We start from the raw sequence: 19560 nt of genomic DNA, 5'->3' as shown, positions 1-19560 counted from the left end.
GCTGCTACACCTCGAACCGCGTGGATGAGACCCACGCATGACCGCAGACAGCCGCTCCGGAAACGGATCGGCGATCACCCCGCCACCCCTCGAGGGGCTGGGGCACCCTGCACGAGGCCATGCGCGAAATCTATTCCACGGCGGCCACTGAGCCGCCGAACCTCGACGTGTCCGCTCCCGGCGCGTCGACCAGCCCCGTGTCGAGCGATCGGCACGGGGCTTTGCTTTCCGGCTTCCGGGAAGTCGTCCAGATCGGGTCGGCTACGCTGATCCGAGCTGACAGCCTCGACGTCCTCGAGCGGCTCGAACCGGGCTCGATCGGTGGGGTGCTATCCGATCCGCCCTATTCGAGCGGTGGACTGCACGCCGGCGATCGCGCGCGAGCACCGAGCCAGAAGTATCAGGGCAGCGAGCACCGGCACCTCCATGCCGACTTCGCCGGCGACAATCGTGATCAGCGGTCGTTCCTGGCCTGGTCGGGGCTGTGGATGAGCCGGGCCCGGCTCGCCATGCGGCCCGGGGCGATCCTCGGAGCGTTCACCGATTGGCGGCAGCTGCCCGTCACCACCGACGCCATCCAGGTCGCCGGTTTCGTCTGGCGGGGCATCGTGCCCTGGGACAAGACGGAGGCGGTGCGGCCGCAGCTCGGCCGGTACCGCAATCAGGCTGAGTACCTGGTGTGGGGCACCAACGGGCCGCGGCCGATGGCGGGGCCGATCGTACCCGGCGCCTTCCGCTACTCGGTGCCGAGACTGAAACGGCACATGGCGGCCAAGCCCGTCGAGCTGATGCGGGATCTCCTGCGCGTCATGGACGGTCCGATCCTGGATCCGTTCATGGGCTCGGCCTCGATCGGCGAGGCCTGCGCTGACCTGGGACTGCCGTACATCGGCGTTGAGGTCTCGGCCCACTACTTCGACGTCGCCTGTAAGCGGCTGGAAGAGCACGCTGCCGGTCGGTTGGCGGCCTGAGGGAAGCAACCTGCGATGCCGATGCGGCCACCCGTTCACATGGCCGCCGGCGCCAGGACGCCTGAGGAAGCGAAGGCAGCGTCCAAGCGATACCACGATGCACAGAGGCGCCGGGGAAGCCCCTGGCGCCTCTGGTACGGCCTCGCGGCATGGAGGGCGGCTCGGCTGGCTCAACTCTCAAAGCAGCCGCTATGTGAGCGCCACCTTGCTCGGGGCCACGTCGTCCCCGCGACTGTGGTCAACCACAGGAAGCCGCATCGCGGTGATTGGGGGCTGTTCGTCGATCCTGACAATCATGAGAGCGTCTGCGCTCCCTGTCATGACGGTGAGATCCAGCGCGAGGAGCGCGCGGCGGCCAAGACGGCGGCGATCCATCAGGGCTTGAGATAGCCCTTGGCGCGGAGGTGGTCGGCCAGGAGGCGGCGCACCGTCTCGGCCCGGTCGGGCTGGTCGGCCTGGTCCCTGGCCCACGCATCGAGAGCGTCGAGCAGCGGTCGATGCACGCGAGAGCGGACGACCTCGCTATCCACCTGCGGGCGACCACGACCCCGTTTCTTGAGCCCATCAATTGACATGAGCATTTTATATGCTCATAAAAAGCGGGCCGCAACGGTGCTTCCAACACCGCTACGGCCCTGACCACCACCGATCCTGTGGAGATCGACAATGGCTGACCGTGCCCATAGCACGGGTCGGCGAGCGCTGCTCGCTGGCCTCGGTGCAACGACACTCATGTACCTACCGGTCCACGCCAACGGCGTGCATCCGGACGTCGACCTGTTGGCACGCGCGCCCGAACTCGGGCGGCTCGCCCATGCGGAGGACGAAGCGATCGAGGTTGCATGGGCGCTCGAGGCGCGCGCTCACGAACTCGCCGACAGCCGCGCTGCCAAGCTGACGCGCGAATGGACGGCTGCACTGGCTGTCGCAGAGGACGAAGTCGGCTTCACCGCTGCCGAGGCGGCACTCGCCCGCGCGGCGCGGGCCGTGACGGAAGCTGCCAACGCACTTGTGCTCATCCCGGCGCGGACCCTTGAGGGCCTGTGCATGAAGGCGCGCTTTGCGGAGCACAGCGATGACCTCGGCGAGAGCATCGTGGATGACCTGATCGCCATCGGCCGAGCGATGACGGCGTGACCAGTACGATCACCATCCGCTGCTCACTATGCGGGAAGGACCATACGAAGCCGCTGACCAGGGGTCGGCGGCCTCGCTTCTGTGAGGAGTGCCGGCCGCTGCGAGGTCGGTTCTCGCCGTATCAGATCGAGCTCAAGGAGCAGCGCCGCGCAGAAGCAGCGAGCAAGAGGGCGCAGCTGCAGCGGTGCGAGCGATGCAGCGGGAGCTTCACCGGAAGACAGCGACGCTTCTGCTCCAAGGAATGCAGAGCCAAGTACCAAGTCGAGAAGCGCAATCCGTCACGCTATCAGCCTCGATCCTGTCCGGGCTGCGGGGCCGTGTTCACGCCGGGACATCGAGATCAGCGGCAGACGTACTGCTCAGAGGTCTGCCGCGCTCGGTTCCCCAACAACCGCGACAAGGGCAAGCGGCGCGCGCTGATGCGCTGCACCGCAGTCGAGCCAATCGATCCTATCGTCGTGTTCGAGCGTGATAGTTGGGTCTGTATCATCTGTGGCGTCAGCACGCCGCCGGAGTTGCGCGGCACGACCGATCCGCGCGCACCGGAACCGGATCATGACGTGCCTCTCGGTCGTGGTGGCACGCACACCTACGACAACATCAACTGCACCTGTCGAGCCTGCAATCAGGCTAAGGGGCTGATGACATTGGAAGAATATCGACGCACCCGGGGCGGGGTCGAAAGTTGACGGCGGTGCCGACAACGACCGGTATTCTAATAAATTTCTCGCCTGTGCAAAATGAAGACAAAAAGTTGAGGGTCCGGAGATGGCGGGTCGCAAGCGCAAACCGGATGCGCTGAAGCAACTCGCGGGTACGGCGCAGCCCTGCCGCATGAACCCTGATGCGCCGACGGCGAGCGAGGGTGAGGCCGAGGCGCCGGAATGGCTCAGTGAGCGCGGGGCGGAGATCTTCGACCAGCTCACCGCCATCATCGCCGGAATGGGGATCGCATCTCCCGACGATACGGCGATGTTGTCGATGCTGGCGTCCCGCCTCGAGGAGGTGGAGGTCTGCACCGCGGTGATCGAAGACCTGGGCCGGGTCTACACCTCGGAGACGAAGAGCGGGACCATGGTGCGCGGGCGGCCCGAGGTCGCCATGCGCAGCGAGGCGATGCGGCACGCGCAATCGCTGCTCTCCGAGTTCGGGCTGTCGCCGGCGGCGCGCTCGAAGGTCTCGGCCGTCACACCGCCCGAGTCCAACCCATTCAACGATCTTTGAGGCAGGCGCGAGTGCATGACGACGGGGTGCCCGCACGTCGCGGCTGCGCACGGCTATGCGCGCGGCGTGGTCGCCGGCACGATCCCGGCCTGCAAATGGATCGTGCTCGCCTGCCGTCGGCACCTCGACGATCTCGTCAAACAGTACGCCGATGGGTTCCCGTACCGCTTCGACGATCGGAAGGCCTCGAAGGTCTGCAAGTTCGTCCAGCTGATGCCCCACACCAAGGGGAAGTGGGCGCGCAAGGCCGAGCGGCTGAAGCTCGAACCCTGGCAGTTGTTCAAGACGGCCGCTCTGTTCGGATGGGTGCGCAAGGTCGATGGCCTGCGCCGCTACCGCAAGGCGTTCTTCCTCATTCCGCGGAAGAACGCGAAGAGCACCTGGGCCGCCGGCGTCGGGCTCTACATGTTCGCCGCCGACGGCGAGCACGGGTCGGAGGTGTATTCCGGCGCCACATCGGAGAAGCAGGCCTGGGAGGTGTTCCGCCCGGCCAAGCTGATGGCGCAGAAGACGCCGCAGCTCGTCTCTGCGTTCGGCATCTCGGTCAACGCCAAGAACCTGCACATCCTCGGCAACGGCTCGCGGTTCGAGCCGATGATCGGCACGCCGGGCGACGGCGCCTCGCCCTCGTGTTCGATCCACGACGAATACCACGAGCACGAGACCGACGTGCAGGTGGACACGATGGAAACCGGCATGGGCGCGCGCGAGCAGCCCTTGCTGGTCATCATCACCACCGCCGGCGACAACCTCGCCGGCCCCTGCTACGCGCTGCAGCTCGAAGCGCAGAAGGTGCTCGAAGGCGTCCTCGACGACCCCGAGCTGTTCTCGCTGATCTACACGGTCGATCCCGACGACGATTGGACGTCGGATCTGGCCCTGCGCAAGGCCAACCCGAACTTCGACGTTTCGGTCTCGGGCGAATACCTGCAGACCCGCCAGCGCGCGGCACGCAACAACGCCCGCAAGGCCGGCGTCTTCAAGACGAAGCACCTCAATGTGTGGGTGCAGTCGCGGGCGGCCTACTTCAACGTCCAGCGCTGGATGGAGAGCGCCCGGCCCGGGCTGAAGATCGAGGACTTCAAGGGCCAGCCCTGCCGGGTCGGCATGGACCTGGCATCCAAGGTCGATATCGCGGCTTTGGAGGTGATCTTCGAGCTATCTCGCTGCGATTGCCCGGCCGCTGCCGAACTGCGCGAGGCCGGGTTCCAGTACGCACGCTTCGGGCTCTACTTCCTGCCCGAGGCCGCGATCGAGGCGGGCGAGGCCGAGCACTACCGCGGCTGGCGCGACGCGCCCGAGAAGTGGATCACTCAGACCGACGGCGAGATGATCGACTACTTCGCGATCCTCGACGCGATCGCGGGCGAGCAGGGCGAGGACGGACAGCGACACGGCGGCCTGCGCGGGGACTACCAGCTCGAAGAGGTGGCGTTCGATCCGGCACAGGCGACCATGCTGGTGACGGCGCTGACGAACGAGGGAATCCCCTGCATCGAGGTCCGGCCGCTGGTACTGAATTTCAGCGAGCCGATGAAGCAGATGGACGGGTTGATCCGCTCGCGGGCGATCGCGCACGCGGCCGACCCCGTCTTCACGTGGATGCTGTCCAACGTTGTCGCCAAGCCCGACGCGAAGGACAACGTCTACCCGCGCAAAGAGCGCGCCGAGAACAAGATCGACGGCCCCGTTGCGCACATGATGGCGCTGGCCCGGCACATGTCGGGTGAGGAGCAGGGCCGCAGCAAGGGCTTCATCGACTATTGAGGAGGCCCGATGGCCTGGTCCCTGTTCGGTTGGGGCCGTAAGGCCGGCGCCGCCCCCGTCGAGGCATCGACGTCATTCGTCTCCTCCGACGCCGAAGCCTGGGACAGGATGCTCCCGGGCGGCCTCGGCGGCTCCATCTCGCCGGCGACGGCGATGCGCCACTCGGCGGTCTACCGGTGCGTGTCGATCCTGGCCTTCGCCTCGGCGATGCTGCCGCTGAAGACGTACCGCGAGCTGGACGACGGCGATCGCGAGGGCGACTCCAGACCGCCGGCGGCCGACCTGCTCCGCATCCGGCCCAACCCGCGAATGTCTCGCACCATGTGGGTGCGCTCGACGATCGCGCAGATGCTCCTGGAGGGCAACGGGGTCTCGTGGATCGAGCGACGCGCCTCGGGCGAACCCGTCGCGCTATGGCCGGTGCCGTTCCACCGGGTCCGGATCAGTCTCAACAACGACCGGCTCCGCTACGGCCTCACGCTCGACGACGGCCGCGCCATCGTCTGCGATCAGGACGACGTGCTCCACGTCCCCGGCTCGGCCGAGTGGGACGGGCTGAAGGCGAAGACGCCGATCCAGGCGATGGGGAGCGCGGTCGGGCTCGGCATCGAGGCGGACCGGTTCGCGCGCAAGTATTTCGAGAACGACGCCACGCCGTCGGGTTACGTCAGCTATCCCGCCGGCGCCAAGATCGGCGCCCCCGAGAAGGAAGAGTTCCGCGGCTACTGGCGCCGGACCTTCGGCGGCGAGGGGCGGCATTCCGGCCCGGCCGTCCTCGACCAGGGCGGCGAGTACAAGGTCATCCCGATCTCGGCGCAGGACGCCCAGCTCCTCGATACCCGCCGGTTCCAGATCGAGGACATCGCCCGCATCTTCGGTGTGCCGCGCTTCCTCCTCGGGATGGACGAAACGAGCTGGGGCTCGGGCATCGAGGCGCTCGGCATCGGCTTCGTGACCTACACCCTCGACCCGCACCTCTGCGCCATCGAGGACGAGGTCAACCACAAGCTCTACGGTCGCGGCCGTCCAGCTCGGCCGGGTCCGAACGCGGCCCGCTACCTCGCCGAGTTCGACCGGGATGTCCTCGTGCGCGGCAACATCGAGAGCCGGTTCAAGGCGTACCGTCTGGCCCTCGGCGGTTCGTCCGGCCCGGGCTGGATGACCGCCAACGAGGTGCGCCGCAAGCAGAACGACCGCGCGAGGCCCGAGGGCGACGTGCTCGCCACCTGGACCGGGCCGGCAAAGCAAGGACCGACCGACAATGAAGAAGCTGCTGCAGCTCCTTGAGGCCAACCGCGACCGCAGCAGCTTCCGCGTGAAGGCGGAAGAGGGCTCGGACGAGGCGACGATCTACGTCTACGGCGCGATCGGCGACTACTACGGCATCGACCCGCAGAGCTTCGTGCGCGAACTGGCGGCGGTCGAGGCCTCGACGATCCACCTCCGGATCAACAGCCCGGGCGGCGACGTGTTCGCGGCCAGGGCGATGAAGACGGCGCTCGAGCAACACGCGGCGAAGGTCGTCGCGCATATCGACGGGCTCGCGGCGTCGGCCGCGTCCTTCCTGATGCTCGCGGCCGACGAGATCGAGATCTCGGAGGGCGCCTTCGTCATGATCCATCAGCCGTGGACCTACGCCGTCGGCAGTGCCGACGAGCTGCGCGCCTCGGCGGCCGTCCTGGACAAGGTCGGCCTCGCGATCGTCGGCGACTACGTGCGCCGCACCGGCAAGAGCGAGGACGAGGTCCTGGCCTGGATGAAGGCCGAGACCTGGTTCACGGCGGACGAAGCGGTCGATAACGGCTTCTGCGATCGCAAGGCCGGCGAGACCGCCGAGCCCTCGGACCCGGAGCAGGACGAGCCCGACGAGGCGCCGGCCGAGCGCGATCCTGAGGCGCCGACGGCCAAGAACCTGTTCGATCTCTCGGCCTACCGCAACGCCCCGCGCGCCCTGAAGCAGCGCACGCTTACTCCCTTCGATGCGCTCGCCGCCGATCGGCAGCGTGCCGAAGCGCGCCTCGCCCTGATCGAGCGCGCCGCCTGAAACGCCGGCGCGCCGGCTCCGCAGCATCCCGAGACACAGCCGCCCGAGGGCGGCATTTTTTTTGGAGAACAGGACGATGACGCAGTCCATTCAGGCCCTGCGCGAAGAGCGCGCCGCCAAGGCCCGCGAGGCCCGCAACATTCTCGACACCAAGTCCGGCAAGGACTGGACCGACGCGGTCAAGAACCAGGTCGACGGCATCTACGCCGAGATCGATCGCCTCGACGATCAGATCGCGCGCCACGATCGCATCCTCACGATCGAAGACAGCCTGGAGCAGCGCGCCGGCGGCGTCTCCGCTCGCGACGGCCGCTCGATCGACGAGAACACCGCGATCCTGTCCCGCGAGAAGGCGATCTTCAACGCCTGGGCTCGCGCCGGTCACGAGGGCCTCGACGACGAGCAGCGCGCCCACGTGAAGGCGCGCCGTGACGAGGCCCAGCGCATCTACGGGGCGCAGTCCGTCGGGACCGGCTCGGCCGGCGGCTTCCTCGCCCCGCGCGACTTCTCGAACACCATGCTGGAGCGCATGGCCACGTTCGGCGGGATGCGCGAGGTCGCGCAGATCATCCAGACCGACTCCGGCAACGCGATCGATTACCCGACCGTCGACGAGACGGGCAACGAGGGCGAGATCGTCGGCGAGAGCGTCGCGGCCAGCGCCGGCGACATCACTTTCGGCACCCTCGACATCGGCGCCTTCAAGTACTCCTCGAAGGTGGTGGTGGTGCCGCTGGAGCTGCTGCAGGACAGTCGCATCGACATCGAGAGCTACGTCAACGTCGCCCTCGCCAACCGCATCGCCCGCGTCACCAACCGCCACTTCACCGTCGGCACCGGCGTGAACCAGCCGCGCGGCGCCGTGGTTGCGGCGGCCTCCGGCAAGGTCGGTCCCGCGGGCCAGCTCGCCAGCGTCACCTATGACGACCTGGTCGATCTGGAGCATTCGGTCGATCCGGCCTACCGGACCAACGGCCGCTACATGTTCCACGATCAGTCGCTGAAGGCGTTGAAGAAGCTGAAGGACAGCCAGGGCCGCCCGCTGTGGCGCCCGGGCGTGACCGGCGGCGATGCCAACGACATCCTCGGCTACGGCTACACCATCAACCAGCACATGCCGGTAATGGCGGCCTCCGCGAAGTCGATCCTGTTCGGCGACTTCAAGAAGTACCTGATCCGCGACGTGATGGCGGTGACGCTCTTCCGCTTCGCCGACAGCCGCTACCTCGAAAAGGGCCAGGTCGCCTTCCTGGCGTGGTCGCGGCACGACGGCGACCTGATCGACGCCTCGAACGACGCGCTGAAGACCTTCCAGCACGCCGCTTCCTGAGGCTCACCGCCGGGCGGTGCTGAACCCGCCCGGCCCCCCTCCACCATCGCAAAATCGGGGCCGGACCATGAAGATCCGCATGTTGACCGCCATGGCCGGCGACGTCTCCTACACGCACGGCGAAATCGTCACCGTCGAGGATCGCATCGGCGAGGCCTGGACCAAGGCAGGGATCGCCGAGGTGGCGCCCACAGCCGCGGCATCGGAGAAGGCCGCCAAGGATCTCCGCGTCCGCGTCGCCGAGCTGGAGACCGCGCTCGCCGACGCCGAGGCCGACCGCGATGCCCTGCGCATCCAGGTCGCCGCCCTCGCAGAGCAGAACGCCGCGCTGACTACCGGCGCCGAAAGCGCCTGATCGCCGTCCACGGCCCGCTCTGGCGATCCTACGGGTATTCCGGACATGTACCGCAACGCCTTCAGCAGCCGCCAGCCCGCGGCGCCGCTGGTTTATGTTCGCTTGACCCCGCCGACGGGCAGCGTTGTCGCCCTGTCCCGGGCTCGCGCGCATCTCCGCCTCGACCCGGCCGACGCCGATCCCTTGGAGATCGATCTCCTCGAGGCAGCGATCGCCGGCGCGGTCGGGCACCTGGACGGCCGCGGCCAGGGTACGCTCGGGCGGGCTTTGCTGACCCAGCGCTGGCAGGCGAGCGCCGATCGCCCGGCCGACGAGGCTGCCGGCAGAGTGCCGGGTTTCGTCCTCGAGCTACCTCCGCTCCGCGAGGTGGAGAAGGTCGAGAGGCGCATCGGGGGGCGATATCAGGAGGTGCCGGCCGACGCATGGGAGACCGTGCGCCTGCCGGCCGAGCGGGTCGCCGTCATCACCGCTGGCGGCGTGTCCTGGCCCGAGGCCGACGCCCACCCCGCCGCCTGGCGCATCACGTTCGCGGCCGGCTACGGCACCGGCGATGACGTGCCGGCTCCCATCCGCGCCGCGATCCTGCTGATGGTCGCGGATCTCTACGACAACCGGGACGGCAAGACGCAAGCGAACCTCGTCGATAACCCGACGGTCGAGCGTCTGCTCAATCCCTTCCGCGCCATCGGGGTTTGAGCCATGCAGGCGGGCCAACTCGACAAGCGCGTCACTTTCATGCGGCGCGAGCGGGTACCCGGCAAGCCGGAGGGGCGCGGCCCCTTCGCCGAGCTGCTGAAGGTCGCCTGCGCCTTCCGGCCGCTTTCGGGCCGGGCGCTCGCCGAGGCGGGCTCGCTCACCGACGCGATCGAGGGCAGCATCTGCGTGCGGGATACGGCCCGCACCCGCGGCCTCACCGTCGCCGATCGCGCCGTGATCGATGGCCGCGACATGGCGATCGAGTCGGTGCAGCCGTCCGACCGCTCGGGCTGGCTCTGGATCAAGGTGAGCCGCCGGAAGGCTTCGGCATGATCGGCGTCGGAGATCTCCTCTCCTACGGCAAGATCGGCTGGGGCGCCGTCAGCGGCGTCGATGCCTTCGCCAACGCTCTGGCGCAGTACAGCGTGAAGCTCGTGCTGCGCTCCAAAAGCATCGACGCGGAGGCGGCGGCCGACATCGTCGAGCGCGCGCAGGCCGCGGTCCCGCGGGACAGCGGCCGACTGTTCGGCGGCATCCAGGCGCAGCTCGCCGACGACGTCTGGACGGTCTCGGCGAGCGCGATCAACCCGCGCGGCCGGTTCGACATGGATTACGCCTTCCTCGTCGAGCACGGCACGCAGGCCGGCGTTCGGGGCGGCCGGCGGGGCGGCACCGTCCAGGTCGGCGGTCGCTCGCGCGCCGGCGCTTTCAACCCCGAGACCGGCCGGCGCTACCGCGTTGCGAATGCCAACCGGACATCGGCCCGCACCCACCCCGGCACCCAGCCGCAGCCGTACTTCTACCCCGCCGTCGACGCGGTGATGGAGGAGCGGGGCCAGCGCCAGGCCGAAACCCTGAACGAGCCGCTATGATCCCGGAACTCGCCCTTCGTGACGGCGTGATGGAGCTGCTGCGCGCCTCGCCCGAGGTCGCGGCCCTCGTCCAGGACAAGGTGTTCGACGGCGTCCCAAGCGATGACGGCGCCGCCGAGCTGCCGTGGATCGCCATGGGCCCGATCCGCACGCTGCCCGTCGATACCGGCTGTGGCTACGCCTGGCAGGTGACCGCGAAGGTGTTCGCGGAGTCGGCCGACTTCGACCGGACGCCGGCTTGGACGATCGCCCGGGCGGCGATCGCCGCGGTGGCGAAGGTGCAGCTCCCAGCCGACGACGGCTTTCTCGACGAGCTGAAGATCAACGGCGCCGGCGACGTGACCGACCCCGGCGCCATCAAAACCGTCTGGTTCGACGTCGCCTGCCTGATGGCTGGCTGATCCCCCTCCCCCCAACACCCCGGAGACTACGAATGTCCCAGCCCAAGCCCTTTGGGGGCAAGGATCTGCGCGTGATGCGCAAGACCGGCCCCACCGATGTCGCCCCGAAGTTCATGTGCACCGTCACCACCAAGGGTCTGACCAAGACCATGGAATACGACGACGCCACGACCCCGGATTGCGACAACCCCGATGCCGTGTGGGCACGCAGCTCGCTGGCGAAGGGCTCGGCCTGGTCGGTCAGCGTGTCGGGCGTGGCCGATCCGAAGAGCTATCGGCAGATGGAGGCCGACATGGACTCGGGCGTGCCGACCTACCTGCAGATCCAGTTGGCCAAGCCGGCCGCGGACGGCGGCGGCCACTGGGACGGCGCGGTGTTCTACGAGAACCTGCAGATCCAGTCCGACGCCGGCGGCGTCGTCAAGTACACCGGCCAGATGCGCGGCGAAGGCCGACTGGCCTGGACGGATGCGAGTGCTTGATGCGCACCGACACCTCCGCCACCGCGCTCCACGCCGACTTCGCCGGCCGCACGCTCAAGTTCGAGCTGCGCATCGGCGAGATCGGTGAGCTGGAGCGGCGCTGCAACGCCGGCATCGGCGAGATCATGGTGCGGCTCGCGGCACACCGGTTCTTCGCCCACGACATCGTCGAGACGATCCGGCTCGGGCTGATCGGCGGCGGCCTCTCGCAGGCCGATGCCGAGACGCTGATGCGCTGGAACGTGTTCGGCCGTCCCTTGGCCGAGAACCTGCAGCTCGCCGGCAGCATCCTCGAGGCAGCCGTCTCCGGGGTGCCGGCGCCGGGAAATCCGGCGGCGGAGGGGGCGAACGACGCAGCCCCGGAGACCTCTCCGTCTTCTATCGATCCGGCGGCATGATGGGGCTGACGCCCCGCCAGGTCGACGCGCTGACGCTGCCCGAGATGGCGGCGATGTTCGAAGGTTTCCGGCAATTCCACTCCGGAGCCAAGCCCGACGAAGAGCCCGAGGAGCCCAGCCTCGACGCCTTCTTCGCCGCCCGGGCCGAGGCCATGGCCGCCGGCAACCTCTGACAGCGGACCTCCCCCATGGCCGAACCGCTCCGCATCCGCTTCGCGACGGACCATTCCGCCGCGAAGTCGGGGATGCAGGATCTCGCCGCATCCGTCGTGGCGAACATGATCAAGGTCTCGGATGCCATGAACACGGGCATCCAGGCCAACGGCGGCTACGCGGCGACCTTCAAGACGCTGGCGAGCAACGTCGGCCGGGACGCCCTCACGGTGGCGAATGCCGGTCTCTCGACGGCGGCCAACACCAATCTCTCGATCGTTGCCGCCGCCAGCGCGATGGGGCGCGCCGCAGCCGAGACACGAACCGCCGGCGTCCTGATGACCGGGGTCTCGGCCGCGACGCGCGCACAGGCCTCCTTCGCGTTCGGCGTGGTGCGCAACGAGGCGGCCCAGACCATGCGGGTGCTCGCCGCCTCGCCGCTGGTGGTCGGCAGTGTCGTCGGCCTCACCGCGGCCGTGGCGGGGTTCGCGTTCGTCTCGTCTGCCATCGAGCAGGCGAACGCCCAGATCGAGCGGTTCATCGCGCTCGGCGACAACGCCAGCCGTGCCGGTGTCGGAGTGGAGTTCTGGCAGCGCTTCCTCGAAGGCGCCAAGTCGGCAAAGCTTGAAGTCGCCGAGGTCGAGGCGATGCTGAAGAGCGCCGGCAAGGCCGTCACCCCGCGCTTCGAGGAAGAGGACCCGATCAAGAAACGCCTCTCGGAGCTGTTCGACTCCGGCTACCTCGGAAACTACGAGGGCGAGGGCCTCGCGCAGTACCGCGCCGCCGGGAACAACGAGGAGCGGATCCGCGCCGCCCTGCAGGCGATGCGCGAGCTGATGAACCTCGGCGATCGCCTCGCCGCGATCGACCTGGGCGAGAAGCTGTTCGGCAGCGAGACGGCCGAACTGCTGCGCTCCGGTCGCCTCGATATCGAGGCGATCGCCTCGGCCCTCGACCGGCAGCGCGACGACCTGGTGAAGCAGGAAGAGGTCGATCGGGCGCAGGAGTTCCGCGACCGCCTGGATACGGCCTACAAGACGATCAGCGATTTCTTGCTCGTCTCGGTGGCGCTGGAAGGCAGCGGCCGGGTGATCCTGGACACCTGGCTCGGCATCGTCGAGGGCATCGCCGCAGCGACCAAGAACCTCGGCACCTTCTACAACAAGGTCCAAGACGTCCAGGCCGAGGGCGCCAGGGGGTTCTTCGGGAAGCTGTTCGGCGACAAAGCAGGCGCGGTCGCGGGCGTCCTGGCCGCGGATTATTTCGGGACGGTCAAAGATGCGGCGGTCGCGATGGCCGGCATCACGCAGGAAGGCCTGCGGGACCAAGCCTACGGCACCCGCACGCTGTACGACAAGCCGATCGGCCCGGAGCTGCCGCCGCCCCCGCCTGGTGCACTTCAGAACGTGCCGCTGCCCCCGCGCCGGCCGCTCGACATGGTGATCAATCCCGAAAAGTACGGGATCGGGGTGAAGCCCACCGGCTCGAAGGGCAGCGAGGGCGGCACCGACGCCGTCGAGACCTTCATCAACAGCCTGGAGAAGTCGGTGGCGGGGCTGAAGGCCGAGACCGAGGCCTTCAGCAAATCGAACGCCGAGAAGGCTGCAGCCATCAATCTGGCGAAGCTGCGCGAGACGGCCGAGCAACAGGGCATCACCCTCACCGAGGCGCAGATCGCGAAGACCAAGGCGGCCTCGGAGGCCGTCGCGACCTACAAGGACAAGCTCCAGGACCTGGAGCAGCAGGAGCGCCAGACCGCGGATGCGGCCCGGCACTTCGGCAACACGCTCTCCGACGCCCTCGGGGATGCGATCCTCGAAGGAAAGGGCCTGCAGAACATCCTCCTCGACGTGTCGAAGATGATGGTCCGCGGCGGCCTGCAGGCCCTCATGACGGGGCAAGGGCCGCTCGCTGGCCTGCTCGGCACGGCGCCGGCGGCCAGCCAGGGCGGCAACGCCGTCGGCGGTCTCGCCGGCATGGTTGCCTCCGTCTTCCGCGCCAACGGCGGCCCGGTGACGGCGGGCCGCCCCTACACCGTCGGCGAGATGGGGCAGGAGATCTTCGTCCCCGACTCCAACGGCCGCGTGGTGCCTATCGCCCGCGGCGGGTTCGGCGGCATGGGCAGCGGCACGGTGCAGATCATCGATCAACGCACCATGGCGGCCCCTGCTCCCGAGGTGCGCCGCAGCGCCGGCGGCGGGACCGAGATCCTGCTGCGCGATCTTGAGGGCGCGATCGGCAAGCGTGCCGCCCGCGGCCAGGGCGCCTTCGCCGGCGCCGTCAGCGGACCCGAGACCCGCAGGGGCTGAGCCAGAGGCCGAGCAATGGCAATCGCAGCATGGCCCCCGGGCCTGCCGGACCTTGTCGGTTTGGCGGCCTCTCTCGGCACGTCGCAGCTTTTCGAGCCGCCGAAGACGACCCCGATGGATGACGGGCCCGGCCGCACACGGACCCGCACCCTCACCAACGAGACGCCGCGCACCATCGTCCTGATGCTGAGCCGGGATCAGTTCCAGGTCTTCGCCCGGTTCGTCCGCCTCACGCTCAACAAGGGCGCCCGGCGCTTTACCGCGCCCGTGCGGCTCCCCTCCGGCCGGCTCGGCATCCGAACCTGCCGCATCGACGGTGCCGTATCCGAGCAGGATCTCGGCCCGCACAGCCGCGTGTCCTTCACCCTCCGCATCTACGATTGGTGAGCCGGTCATGACCCTGAAGGCGGCGCTCGCCGAGTCCTACGCCTCCGGCGACGAGGACGGCGTCACCATCACCGCGGCGCAGCTCGACCACGCGAGCTTCGACAAGCCCATCTTCGTCGTGACCGGCCTCGACACGGCCACGGGCGAACCGGCCGAGACCGTCGGCCTGCCGATCGATGAAGGCGGCGCCGCGGTTCCGCACACGCCTTGCGGCTTCACCTTCGTGCGCGCCGGCGCCGACCACGACGGCCCGACCGACGGCAAGGTCCAGATGGATAACGTCTCGGATCTGCTGCACGGGCACCTGAAGGGCGCGATCGGCTACAACGAGCCGATCCTGGTCACCTTCCGTCAGTACCGCGTCCTGCCCGGTGCCCTCGATGCGTTGACCGGGCCGGACGAGGTGATCGACGGCCTGCGCCTTGCCGTCGTCGATCTCACCGCCGACACGGCCGAGGGCACCCTGTCCTGGGAAGACGGGCGCGACGTCAACGTCCCAACGGGGCCGAACGCCTTCTTCGATCGCGCGAGCTACCCCGGACTGTTCTCGTGATCGAGCGGGCCGGTTTCCTCGCTGGTCTGCGCCGGCGGCCCTACGATCCCGTCACCTTCAACTGCTGGCACGCGGCGAGCCTGATCGAGCGCGAGCTGTTCGGCCGCGCCCTGCCGCTCGTCGAGATCGAGGGGATGGGCTTCCGCGATCGCGTGGAGGCCTTCCGCTCGCATCCGGAGCGCCGCACCTGGCGCGAGATCTCGGCGCCGATCGACGGCGCCTTCGTGCTGATGGGCCGCGCCCGTGGCCGCGAGCACCATTGCGGCGTCTGGCTCGCCGAGGGCGGCGGTCGGATCTGGCACGGCGACACCCCGCACGGCGTCATCGACGATTTCCCGCTCGAGCTGGCGCAGTCGCGCCGCTGGCGCCTCTCCTACCACTTCCCGGTCTGATCGATGACGCTCGTCGCCTTCAGCAACGTGGCGGGCCAGGCCCGCTGCGAACCGATCCGGCTGACCGGTCGCCGCCGGCGTCTCTCCACCATCGTGGCGCGTCACCGCCCGGTCGGCCGGCGCATTCTCGTGTCGGTGCACCGCAATGCGATCGGCGAGGCCTCCCTCGTCCCGAGCGACGCCACCGTCCGCCTGCGCGCGATGTGGAGCCGTACCCTCGTCGGCCCGCGCGACGTCGTCGTCATCACCATCCTGCCGCTCGGCGGCGGGGGGAGCAGCGGCGGCGGCGGCAAGAGCGCGCTCGGGATCGGGCTGGCGATCGCCTCGATCGCGCTGATCGCGATCGCGCCCTACGCGGCGCCGGCGCTGGCGGGCGCGGCGGTGTTCGGCGCCGGCGTCGGCGCCACCACGGGCACGCTCGCGACCGCGATCCAGGTCGGCATGGTGGTGGGCGGCGTGGCGCTCGGCGCCGCGGCGCAGCTCGCCAACGGTGCCGGCGCGAAGGCGAAGAACCGGACGCTGTACAGCGTGAGCGGCGGCGGGAATGTGCCGCGCCCGGGCGCGCGCAAGCCGCTGCTCTACGGGACATGCTGGTCGACGCCGCCGCTCTCGCAGCGGGACTTCTTCCGCTACGACGGCGACACGATGGTGCTGACCAAGCGGATGACGCTCGGCCTCGGCAAGTTCCAGGTGAACGCCATCCGCGCCGGCGAGTCGACGTTCTGGACCCGGCAGGACGGTCTCGTTCCGCCCTTCAACGTCGCCGGCAACGCCGTCGAGTTCCTGTACGAGACGCCCTCGCATCTCGCCGTCGGCGACGCGATTTCGAGCGGCGAGGTCGCGGGGCAGGAACTGCCGCGGCCGAACGGCAATCCGGCCGTCACCCCGTGGTTCCGGCTGCAGCCGCAGGGCGTGGTGGTCGATCAGGCGCTGCTGTCCTGGTCGTACCCGTCAGTGTCCCGCACGTCATCGGCCGGGCGCCAGGCCGCCGGCTTCGTCGGCGTCGTCTTCACCGCGCGCCGCATCGATCCGGTCACCGGCACGCCGATCGGCGCGCCGTTCGAGCTGCTGCGCGATGCCGTTGGGCCGGTTCTGAGCCCGAGTGCCGCCCTGCGCTTCACCAGGACGGTGCGCCTGCCGGCGGAGGGCGCCTATGAGGTCCAGGGGCAGAACCTCTACCCCGAGGCGGCCTTCGCCGAGAACAAGGCGACCTGGGACGAACTGGTCGGCATCGTCGACGACGTCCGCATCCGGCCGGTGACGACGGAGATCGTCATCCAGGTCCGCGCCGGCCCGGGGCTGTCCTTCGCGGCCTTCAGCGACGTCGGCGTCCTCGCGACCCGCATCCTCCCGGTGTGGAACGGGAACGCCTGGATCGAGCAGCCGACGCGCAAGGCGGTGTGGGCCGTCGCCGACCTCGTGCGCAACGAGTACGGCCTCGATAGGTCCGACGGCTTCGACGCCGCGAAGGCGCTCCACTACGCCGGCGAGCTGACGAAGGACGACACCTTCGACGGCGCCCTGCCGGAGGTCTCGTCCTATTGGGAGGCCGCCGGTACGGTGCTGCTGCCGGTGCGGGCCGATCCGGTGAAGGTCGGTGCGGTGCATTCGTTCGTGCGCGACGAGAGCCGCGCCGAGCCGCGCCACGTCCTCACCCGCCGGCAGATCGTGCGCGACTCCGGAAGCGCCAGCTTCCAGGTCCTCGGCGAGGGCGGCGACGTCATCGTCGAGTTCGACCGCGACGGCGATCCGAAGCGGCCGGACGAGGCACGCTTCAGCTACGGCGTCCCCTCGCGCACCCCGAAGCGCTACAAGGTGCCGGGTATCGTCGACGGCGACCATGCCTATCGCCATGCCAAATGGCTGGCCCTGGTGTCGGTGTTCCGCGGCGCCTCGCGCACCGTGGTCACCGAATGGGACGGGCGCCTGATCTACCCGGGCGACCACGTCCTCTGCGACCTGTGGTTCCTGAAGGGGCCGTCCGTCTTCGGCGTCGCCGGCGCGAACGGGAACGTGCTCGCTCTCGACTGCGACACGGATCTCGGGACCGAGTGGAAGCACGGCTCGATCCGGACCCGGCTCGGCCGCGAATGGGGCATCCTCCGGATGCGCGGCGCCGGGCCGCGCGCGATCGAGCTGCACCCCGCCGACCTGGCGGTGCTCGAGGCGCAGTTTCAGCAGACGCCCTATGGGCGGACCCGTCTCGCTCTGGCCGAAGTGCTCGCGCGCGATGGCCAGGATCCGACCACCATCGTCATCGGCGACCTCGAGGAGATCCAGGCGACCTACGTGGTGCGGGCGGCGATCCCGACGGATGCCGACCACGTCCGGATCGAGATGCTGTTCGACGACACCCGGATCTGGGCGCTGCTCGGTGAAGAGGTGTTCGGGCCGTTGCCGGTCGATCCGGACTCGCTGGCCGATCCGTTACAGCCGAAGATCCCGCTGCTGCGGGCCCGGTGCGAGCGCATCGAGACCGGCATCGAGGTGGTTTGGAGCCTCGTGCCGGCCAAGGGCGCGCGCTCCTACGCCGTGTGGCTGTCCTACGATGGTGGGGTGACGCGCGAGCCGCTGCACAACGGCCCCGGCATCGACGGCCGCGCCCCGATGCGGCAGTCGGACAGCATCGTCACGGTCATCGCCGTCGCCTACGGCGCCACCGGCCTCCCCGGCCCCGAGAAGTCGGCGACCTTCACCACCGTCGCGCCGGTCGTGCGCGGCGAGCTGGTGGACGTCGCGACCCTCCCGCCGATCGACTATTCGGGCCTGACGCAGGATGTCCGGACCCGGATCGAGAATGCCCTGACCACGGCGCAGAAGGGGGTTTCGACCGCGCAGGATGCCCTGACGAAGGCCCTCGCCAGCCTCGACAACGATGCAACCAATGCCTCCGCGATCATTGCGGAGCAGACCGCCAGGGTGAACCAAGACGGCGCGCTGGCCACGCGGATCGACGGCGTCGTTGCCAAGACCAACGATAACGCCGCAGCGATCACCTCGGAGCAAACGGCCCGCACCAATGCCGATGGCGCTCTCGCCCAGCGGATCGATGCCGTCGTCGCGAAGGCTGACAACGCCCTTGCCGGGGTCACGTCGGAGCAAACCGCTCGGGTCAACGCCGATGGCGCCCTCGGCCTGCGGATCGACGCGGTCACGGCAACGGCAAACAACGCACTCGCCGGCGTCACCTCGGAACAGACCGCCCGCATCAACGCCGATGGTGCCCTCGGCCAGCGGATCGATGCCGTCGTCGCGACAGCCAACAACGCCTTGGCCGGCGTCTCGGCCGAAACGACGGCGCGCATCAACGCTGATGGCGCTCTGGCAGGGCAGATCACGGCGGTGTCGGCTCGGACCGATGCCGGCACAGCGTCGGGCCGATCGTCGCTTCGGGTGAGTTCCGGGATTGCGGGCGTACAAGCCCGGTTCGAGACCTTGCTCGCCATCGAGACCGGCGGGCAGATCCGCGGGGCCGGCTATTACATCGACCTGATGCCGGATGGCAGCAGCCGCTTCGTCATCGACGCCAACGGTTTCTACATCACGTCCAACGGTCAAATCTCGCCGGCCTTTGCCTTTGACGGCTACACCCTGACCATCCCGAGCCTGCGAGTTACGCAGCAGGCCATCCTGCCAGGGGCGGCGACGGAGGTTCGATCTCTCGTCACCCCTGGAGAGGTTGATGGCGGTGGTTTCTCGAACGATTGGCGGGAAGTGCCGGGTACGGGCATGACGCTCTCGCCTGATGCGAATTGGGCCGCCTTTTTCAGCGGCACGGCCATTCTCAGCGTCACGGCACAGGGCAATGCAAACCTCTTCACTCAGACGAGACTTGCGGTAGCCATCGGGCTTGATGGCGTCCCCTATCAGGGCAGCTTCGCCGTTGCCGTTGCAGCCGCCGGTGGCAGCTCACCGCCCGTCGTTACCAACGACACGCCTATTCAGTCCGGCCCGGCCCTGTTCGAGATCCTGCCGGCCGGGACGCCGCGGCGCGTCTGCCTCCTTTACCAGCTTACCGGGCAGATCGGCTCCGGTCGTATCAAGTTCGGGCAGCTAAAACTCTCTGTCAGCAAGCGTTGAAGGGGCCTT

At 68.9% G+C, this 19560-nt stretch carries 22 protein-coding genes; 21 read left to right on the top strand and 1 reads right to left on the bottom strand.

The genetic code is table 11. The features are described 5' to 3' along the window. Positions 1-119 precede the first annotated feature (119 nt). The gene (locus E4V01_RS07745) at positions 120-971 is read left to right on the top strand and encodes a DNA methyltransferase (RefSeq protein ID WP_135297949.1); all 852 of its coding nucleotides are present in this window, start codon (positions 120-122) and stop codon (positions 969-971) included. Between the two features lie 374 nt (positions 972-1345). Here the strand turns inward: E4V01_RS07745 and E4V01_RS26550 are convergent, their stop codons facing one another. Further along, positions 1346-1474: a hypothetical protein gene (locus E4V01_RS26550; protein WP_256371249.1), complete on the bottom strand. Its 129-nt coding sequence runs from the start codon at positions 1472-1474 to the stop codon at positions 1346-1348. A 163-nt stretch (positions 1475-1637) separates the two neighbouring features. Here E4V01_RS26550 and E4V01_RS07730 point away from each other — a divergent pair, with 163 nt between their 5' ends. The 20 genes from E4V01_RS07730 (at position 1638) to E4V01_RS07640 (ending at position 19551) form a co-directional block, all read left to right on the top strand. Continuing rightward, positions 1638-2108, top strand: coding sequence for a hypothetical protein (locus E4V01_RS07730; RefSeq protein ID WP_135297948.1), 471 nt, complete (start codon positions 1638-1640; stop codon positions 2106-2108). Continuing rightward, positions 2105-2797, top strand: coding sequence for an HNH endonuclease (locus E4V01_RS25510; RefSeq protein WP_153227042.1), 693 nt, complete (start codon positions 2105-2107; stop codon positions 2795-2797). The genes E4V01_RS07730 and E4V01_RS25510 overlap by 4 nt, the downstream gene beginning before the upstream one ends. A 79-nt stretch (positions 2798-2876) precedes the next feature. After that, positions 2877-3332 carry a phage terminase small subunit P27 family gene (locus E4V01_RS07720; RefSeq protein WP_135297946.1) on the top strand — a complete coding sequence of 152 codons (456 nt, stop codon included), beginning with the start codon at positions 2877-2879 and terminating at the stop codon, positions 3330-3332. A 15-nt stretch (positions 3333-3347) separates the two neighbouring features. Next, complete coding sequence (locus E4V01_RS07715) at positions 3348-5099, top strand: terminase large subunit (RefSeq protein WP_135297945.1); 1752 nt, start codon at positions 3348-3350, stop codon at positions 5097-5099. Positions 5100-5108: 9 nt separating this feature from the next. Continuing rightward, positions 5109-6386: a phage portal protein gene (locus E4V01_RS07710; RefSeq protein WP_135297944.1), complete on the top strand. Its 1278-nt coding sequence runs from the start codon at positions 5109-5111 to the stop codon at positions 6384-6386. Beyond that, positions 6361-7143, top strand: a complete 783-nt coding sequence (locus E4V01_RS07705; RefSeq protein WP_135297943.1) for a head maturation protease, ClpP-related — start codon at positions 6361-6363, stop codon at positions 7141-7143. The genes E4V01_RS07710 and E4V01_RS07705 overlap by 26 nt, the downstream gene beginning before the upstream one ends. 76 nt (positions 7144-7219) lie before the next feature. Then, the gene (locus E4V01_RS07700) at positions 7220-8473 is read left to right on the top strand and encodes a phage major capsid protein (protein ID WP_135297942.1); all 1254 of its coding nucleotides are present in this window, start codon (positions 7220-7222) and stop codon (positions 8471-8473) included. A 67-nt stretch (positions 8474-8540) separates the two neighbouring features. Next, entirely contained in the window at positions 8541-8828 is a 288-nt protein-coding gene (locus E4V01_RS25620) for a hypothetical protein (protein ID WP_193763163.1), read from the top strand. A gap of 45 nt (positions 8829-8873) precedes the next feature. Then, a complete protein-coding gene (locus E4V01_RS07690) occupies positions 8874-9524 on the top strand; it encodes a head-tail connector protein (RefSeq protein ID WP_135297941.1) in 651 nt (216 codons plus the stop codon). A 3-nt stretch (positions 9525-9527) separates the two neighbouring features. Further along, a complete protein-coding gene (locus tag E4V01_RS07685) occupies positions 9528-9857 on the top strand; it encodes a head-tail adaptor protein (protein ID WP_135297940.1) in 330 nt (109 codons plus the stop codon). Beyond that, on the top strand, positions 9854-10396 hold the full coding sequence (locus E4V01_RS07680; RefSeq protein WP_135297939.1) for an HK97 gp10 family phage protein: 543 nt from the start codon (positions 9854-9856) through the stop codon (positions 10394-10396). The genes E4V01_RS07685 and E4V01_RS07680 overlap by 4 nt, the downstream gene beginning before the upstream one ends. Next, the gene (locus E4V01_RS07675; protein WP_135297938.1) at positions 10393-10797 is read left to right on the top strand and encodes a DUF3168 domain-containing protein; all 405 of its coding nucleotides are present in this window, start codon (positions 10393-10395) and stop codon (positions 10795-10797) included. The genes E4V01_RS07680 and E4V01_RS07675 overlap by 4 nt, the downstream gene beginning before the upstream one ends. Positions 10798-10829: 32 nt before the next feature. Next, on the top strand, positions 10830-11279 hold the full coding sequence (locus E4V01_RS07670) for a phage tail tube protein (protein WP_135297937.1): 450 nt from the start codon (positions 10830-10832) through the stop codon (positions 11277-11279). After that, positions 11279-11677, top strand: coding sequence for a gene transfer agent family protein (locus E4V01_RS07665; RefSeq protein WP_245517466.1), 399 nt, complete (start codon positions 11279-11281; stop codon positions 11675-11677). Before E4V01_RS07670 ends, E4V01_RS07665 begins: the two co-directional genes overlap by 1 nt. After that, a complete protein-coding gene (locus E4V01_RS25615; protein WP_210234744.1) occupies positions 11677-11850 on the top strand; it encodes a hypothetical protein in 174 nt (57 codons plus the stop codon). Before E4V01_RS07665 ends, E4V01_RS25615 begins: the two co-directional genes overlap by 1 nt. A 15-nt stretch (positions 11851-11865) precedes the next feature. Continuing rightward, entirely contained in the window at positions 11866-14139 is a 2274-nt protein-coding gene (locus tag E4V01_RS07660) for a hypothetical protein (protein WP_135297935.1), read from the top strand. Between the two features lie 15 nt (positions 14140-14154). Beyond that, positions 14155-14526, top strand: a complete 372-nt coding sequence (locus tag E4V01_RS07655) for a hypothetical protein (protein WP_135297934.1) — start codon at positions 14155-14157, stop codon at positions 14524-14526. 7 nt (positions 14527-14533) lie between these two features. Further along, positions 14534-15079 carry a DUF1833 family protein gene (locus E4V01_RS07650; protein WP_135297933.1) on the top strand — a complete coding sequence of 182 codons (546 nt, stop codon included), beginning with the start codon at positions 14534-14536 and terminating at the stop codon, positions 15077-15079. Then, on the top strand, positions 15076-15471 hold the full coding sequence (locus tag E4V01_RS07645; protein ID WP_135297932.1) for a glycoside hydrolase: 396 nt from the start codon (positions 15076-15078) through the stop codon (positions 15469-15471). Before E4V01_RS07650 ends, E4V01_RS07645 begins: the two co-directional genes overlap by 4 nt. 3 nt (positions 15472-15474) lie before the next feature. Then, on the top strand, positions 15475-19551 hold the full coding sequence (locus E4V01_RS07640) for a methyl-accepting chemotaxis protein (protein ID WP_135297931.1): 4077 nt from the start codon (positions 15475-15477) through the stop codon (positions 19549-19551). The last annotated feature ends 9 nt before the right edge of the window (positions 19552-19560 follow it).

Source organism: Methylorubrum sp. Q1 (assembly GCF_004683995.1).
GTDB lineage: Bacteria > Pseudomonadota > Alphaproteobacteria > Rhizobiales > Beijerinckiaceae > Methylobacterium.
Note: the sequence above shows the minus strand (reverse complement) of the source record. Positions and strands in the feature narration are given on the sequence as shown.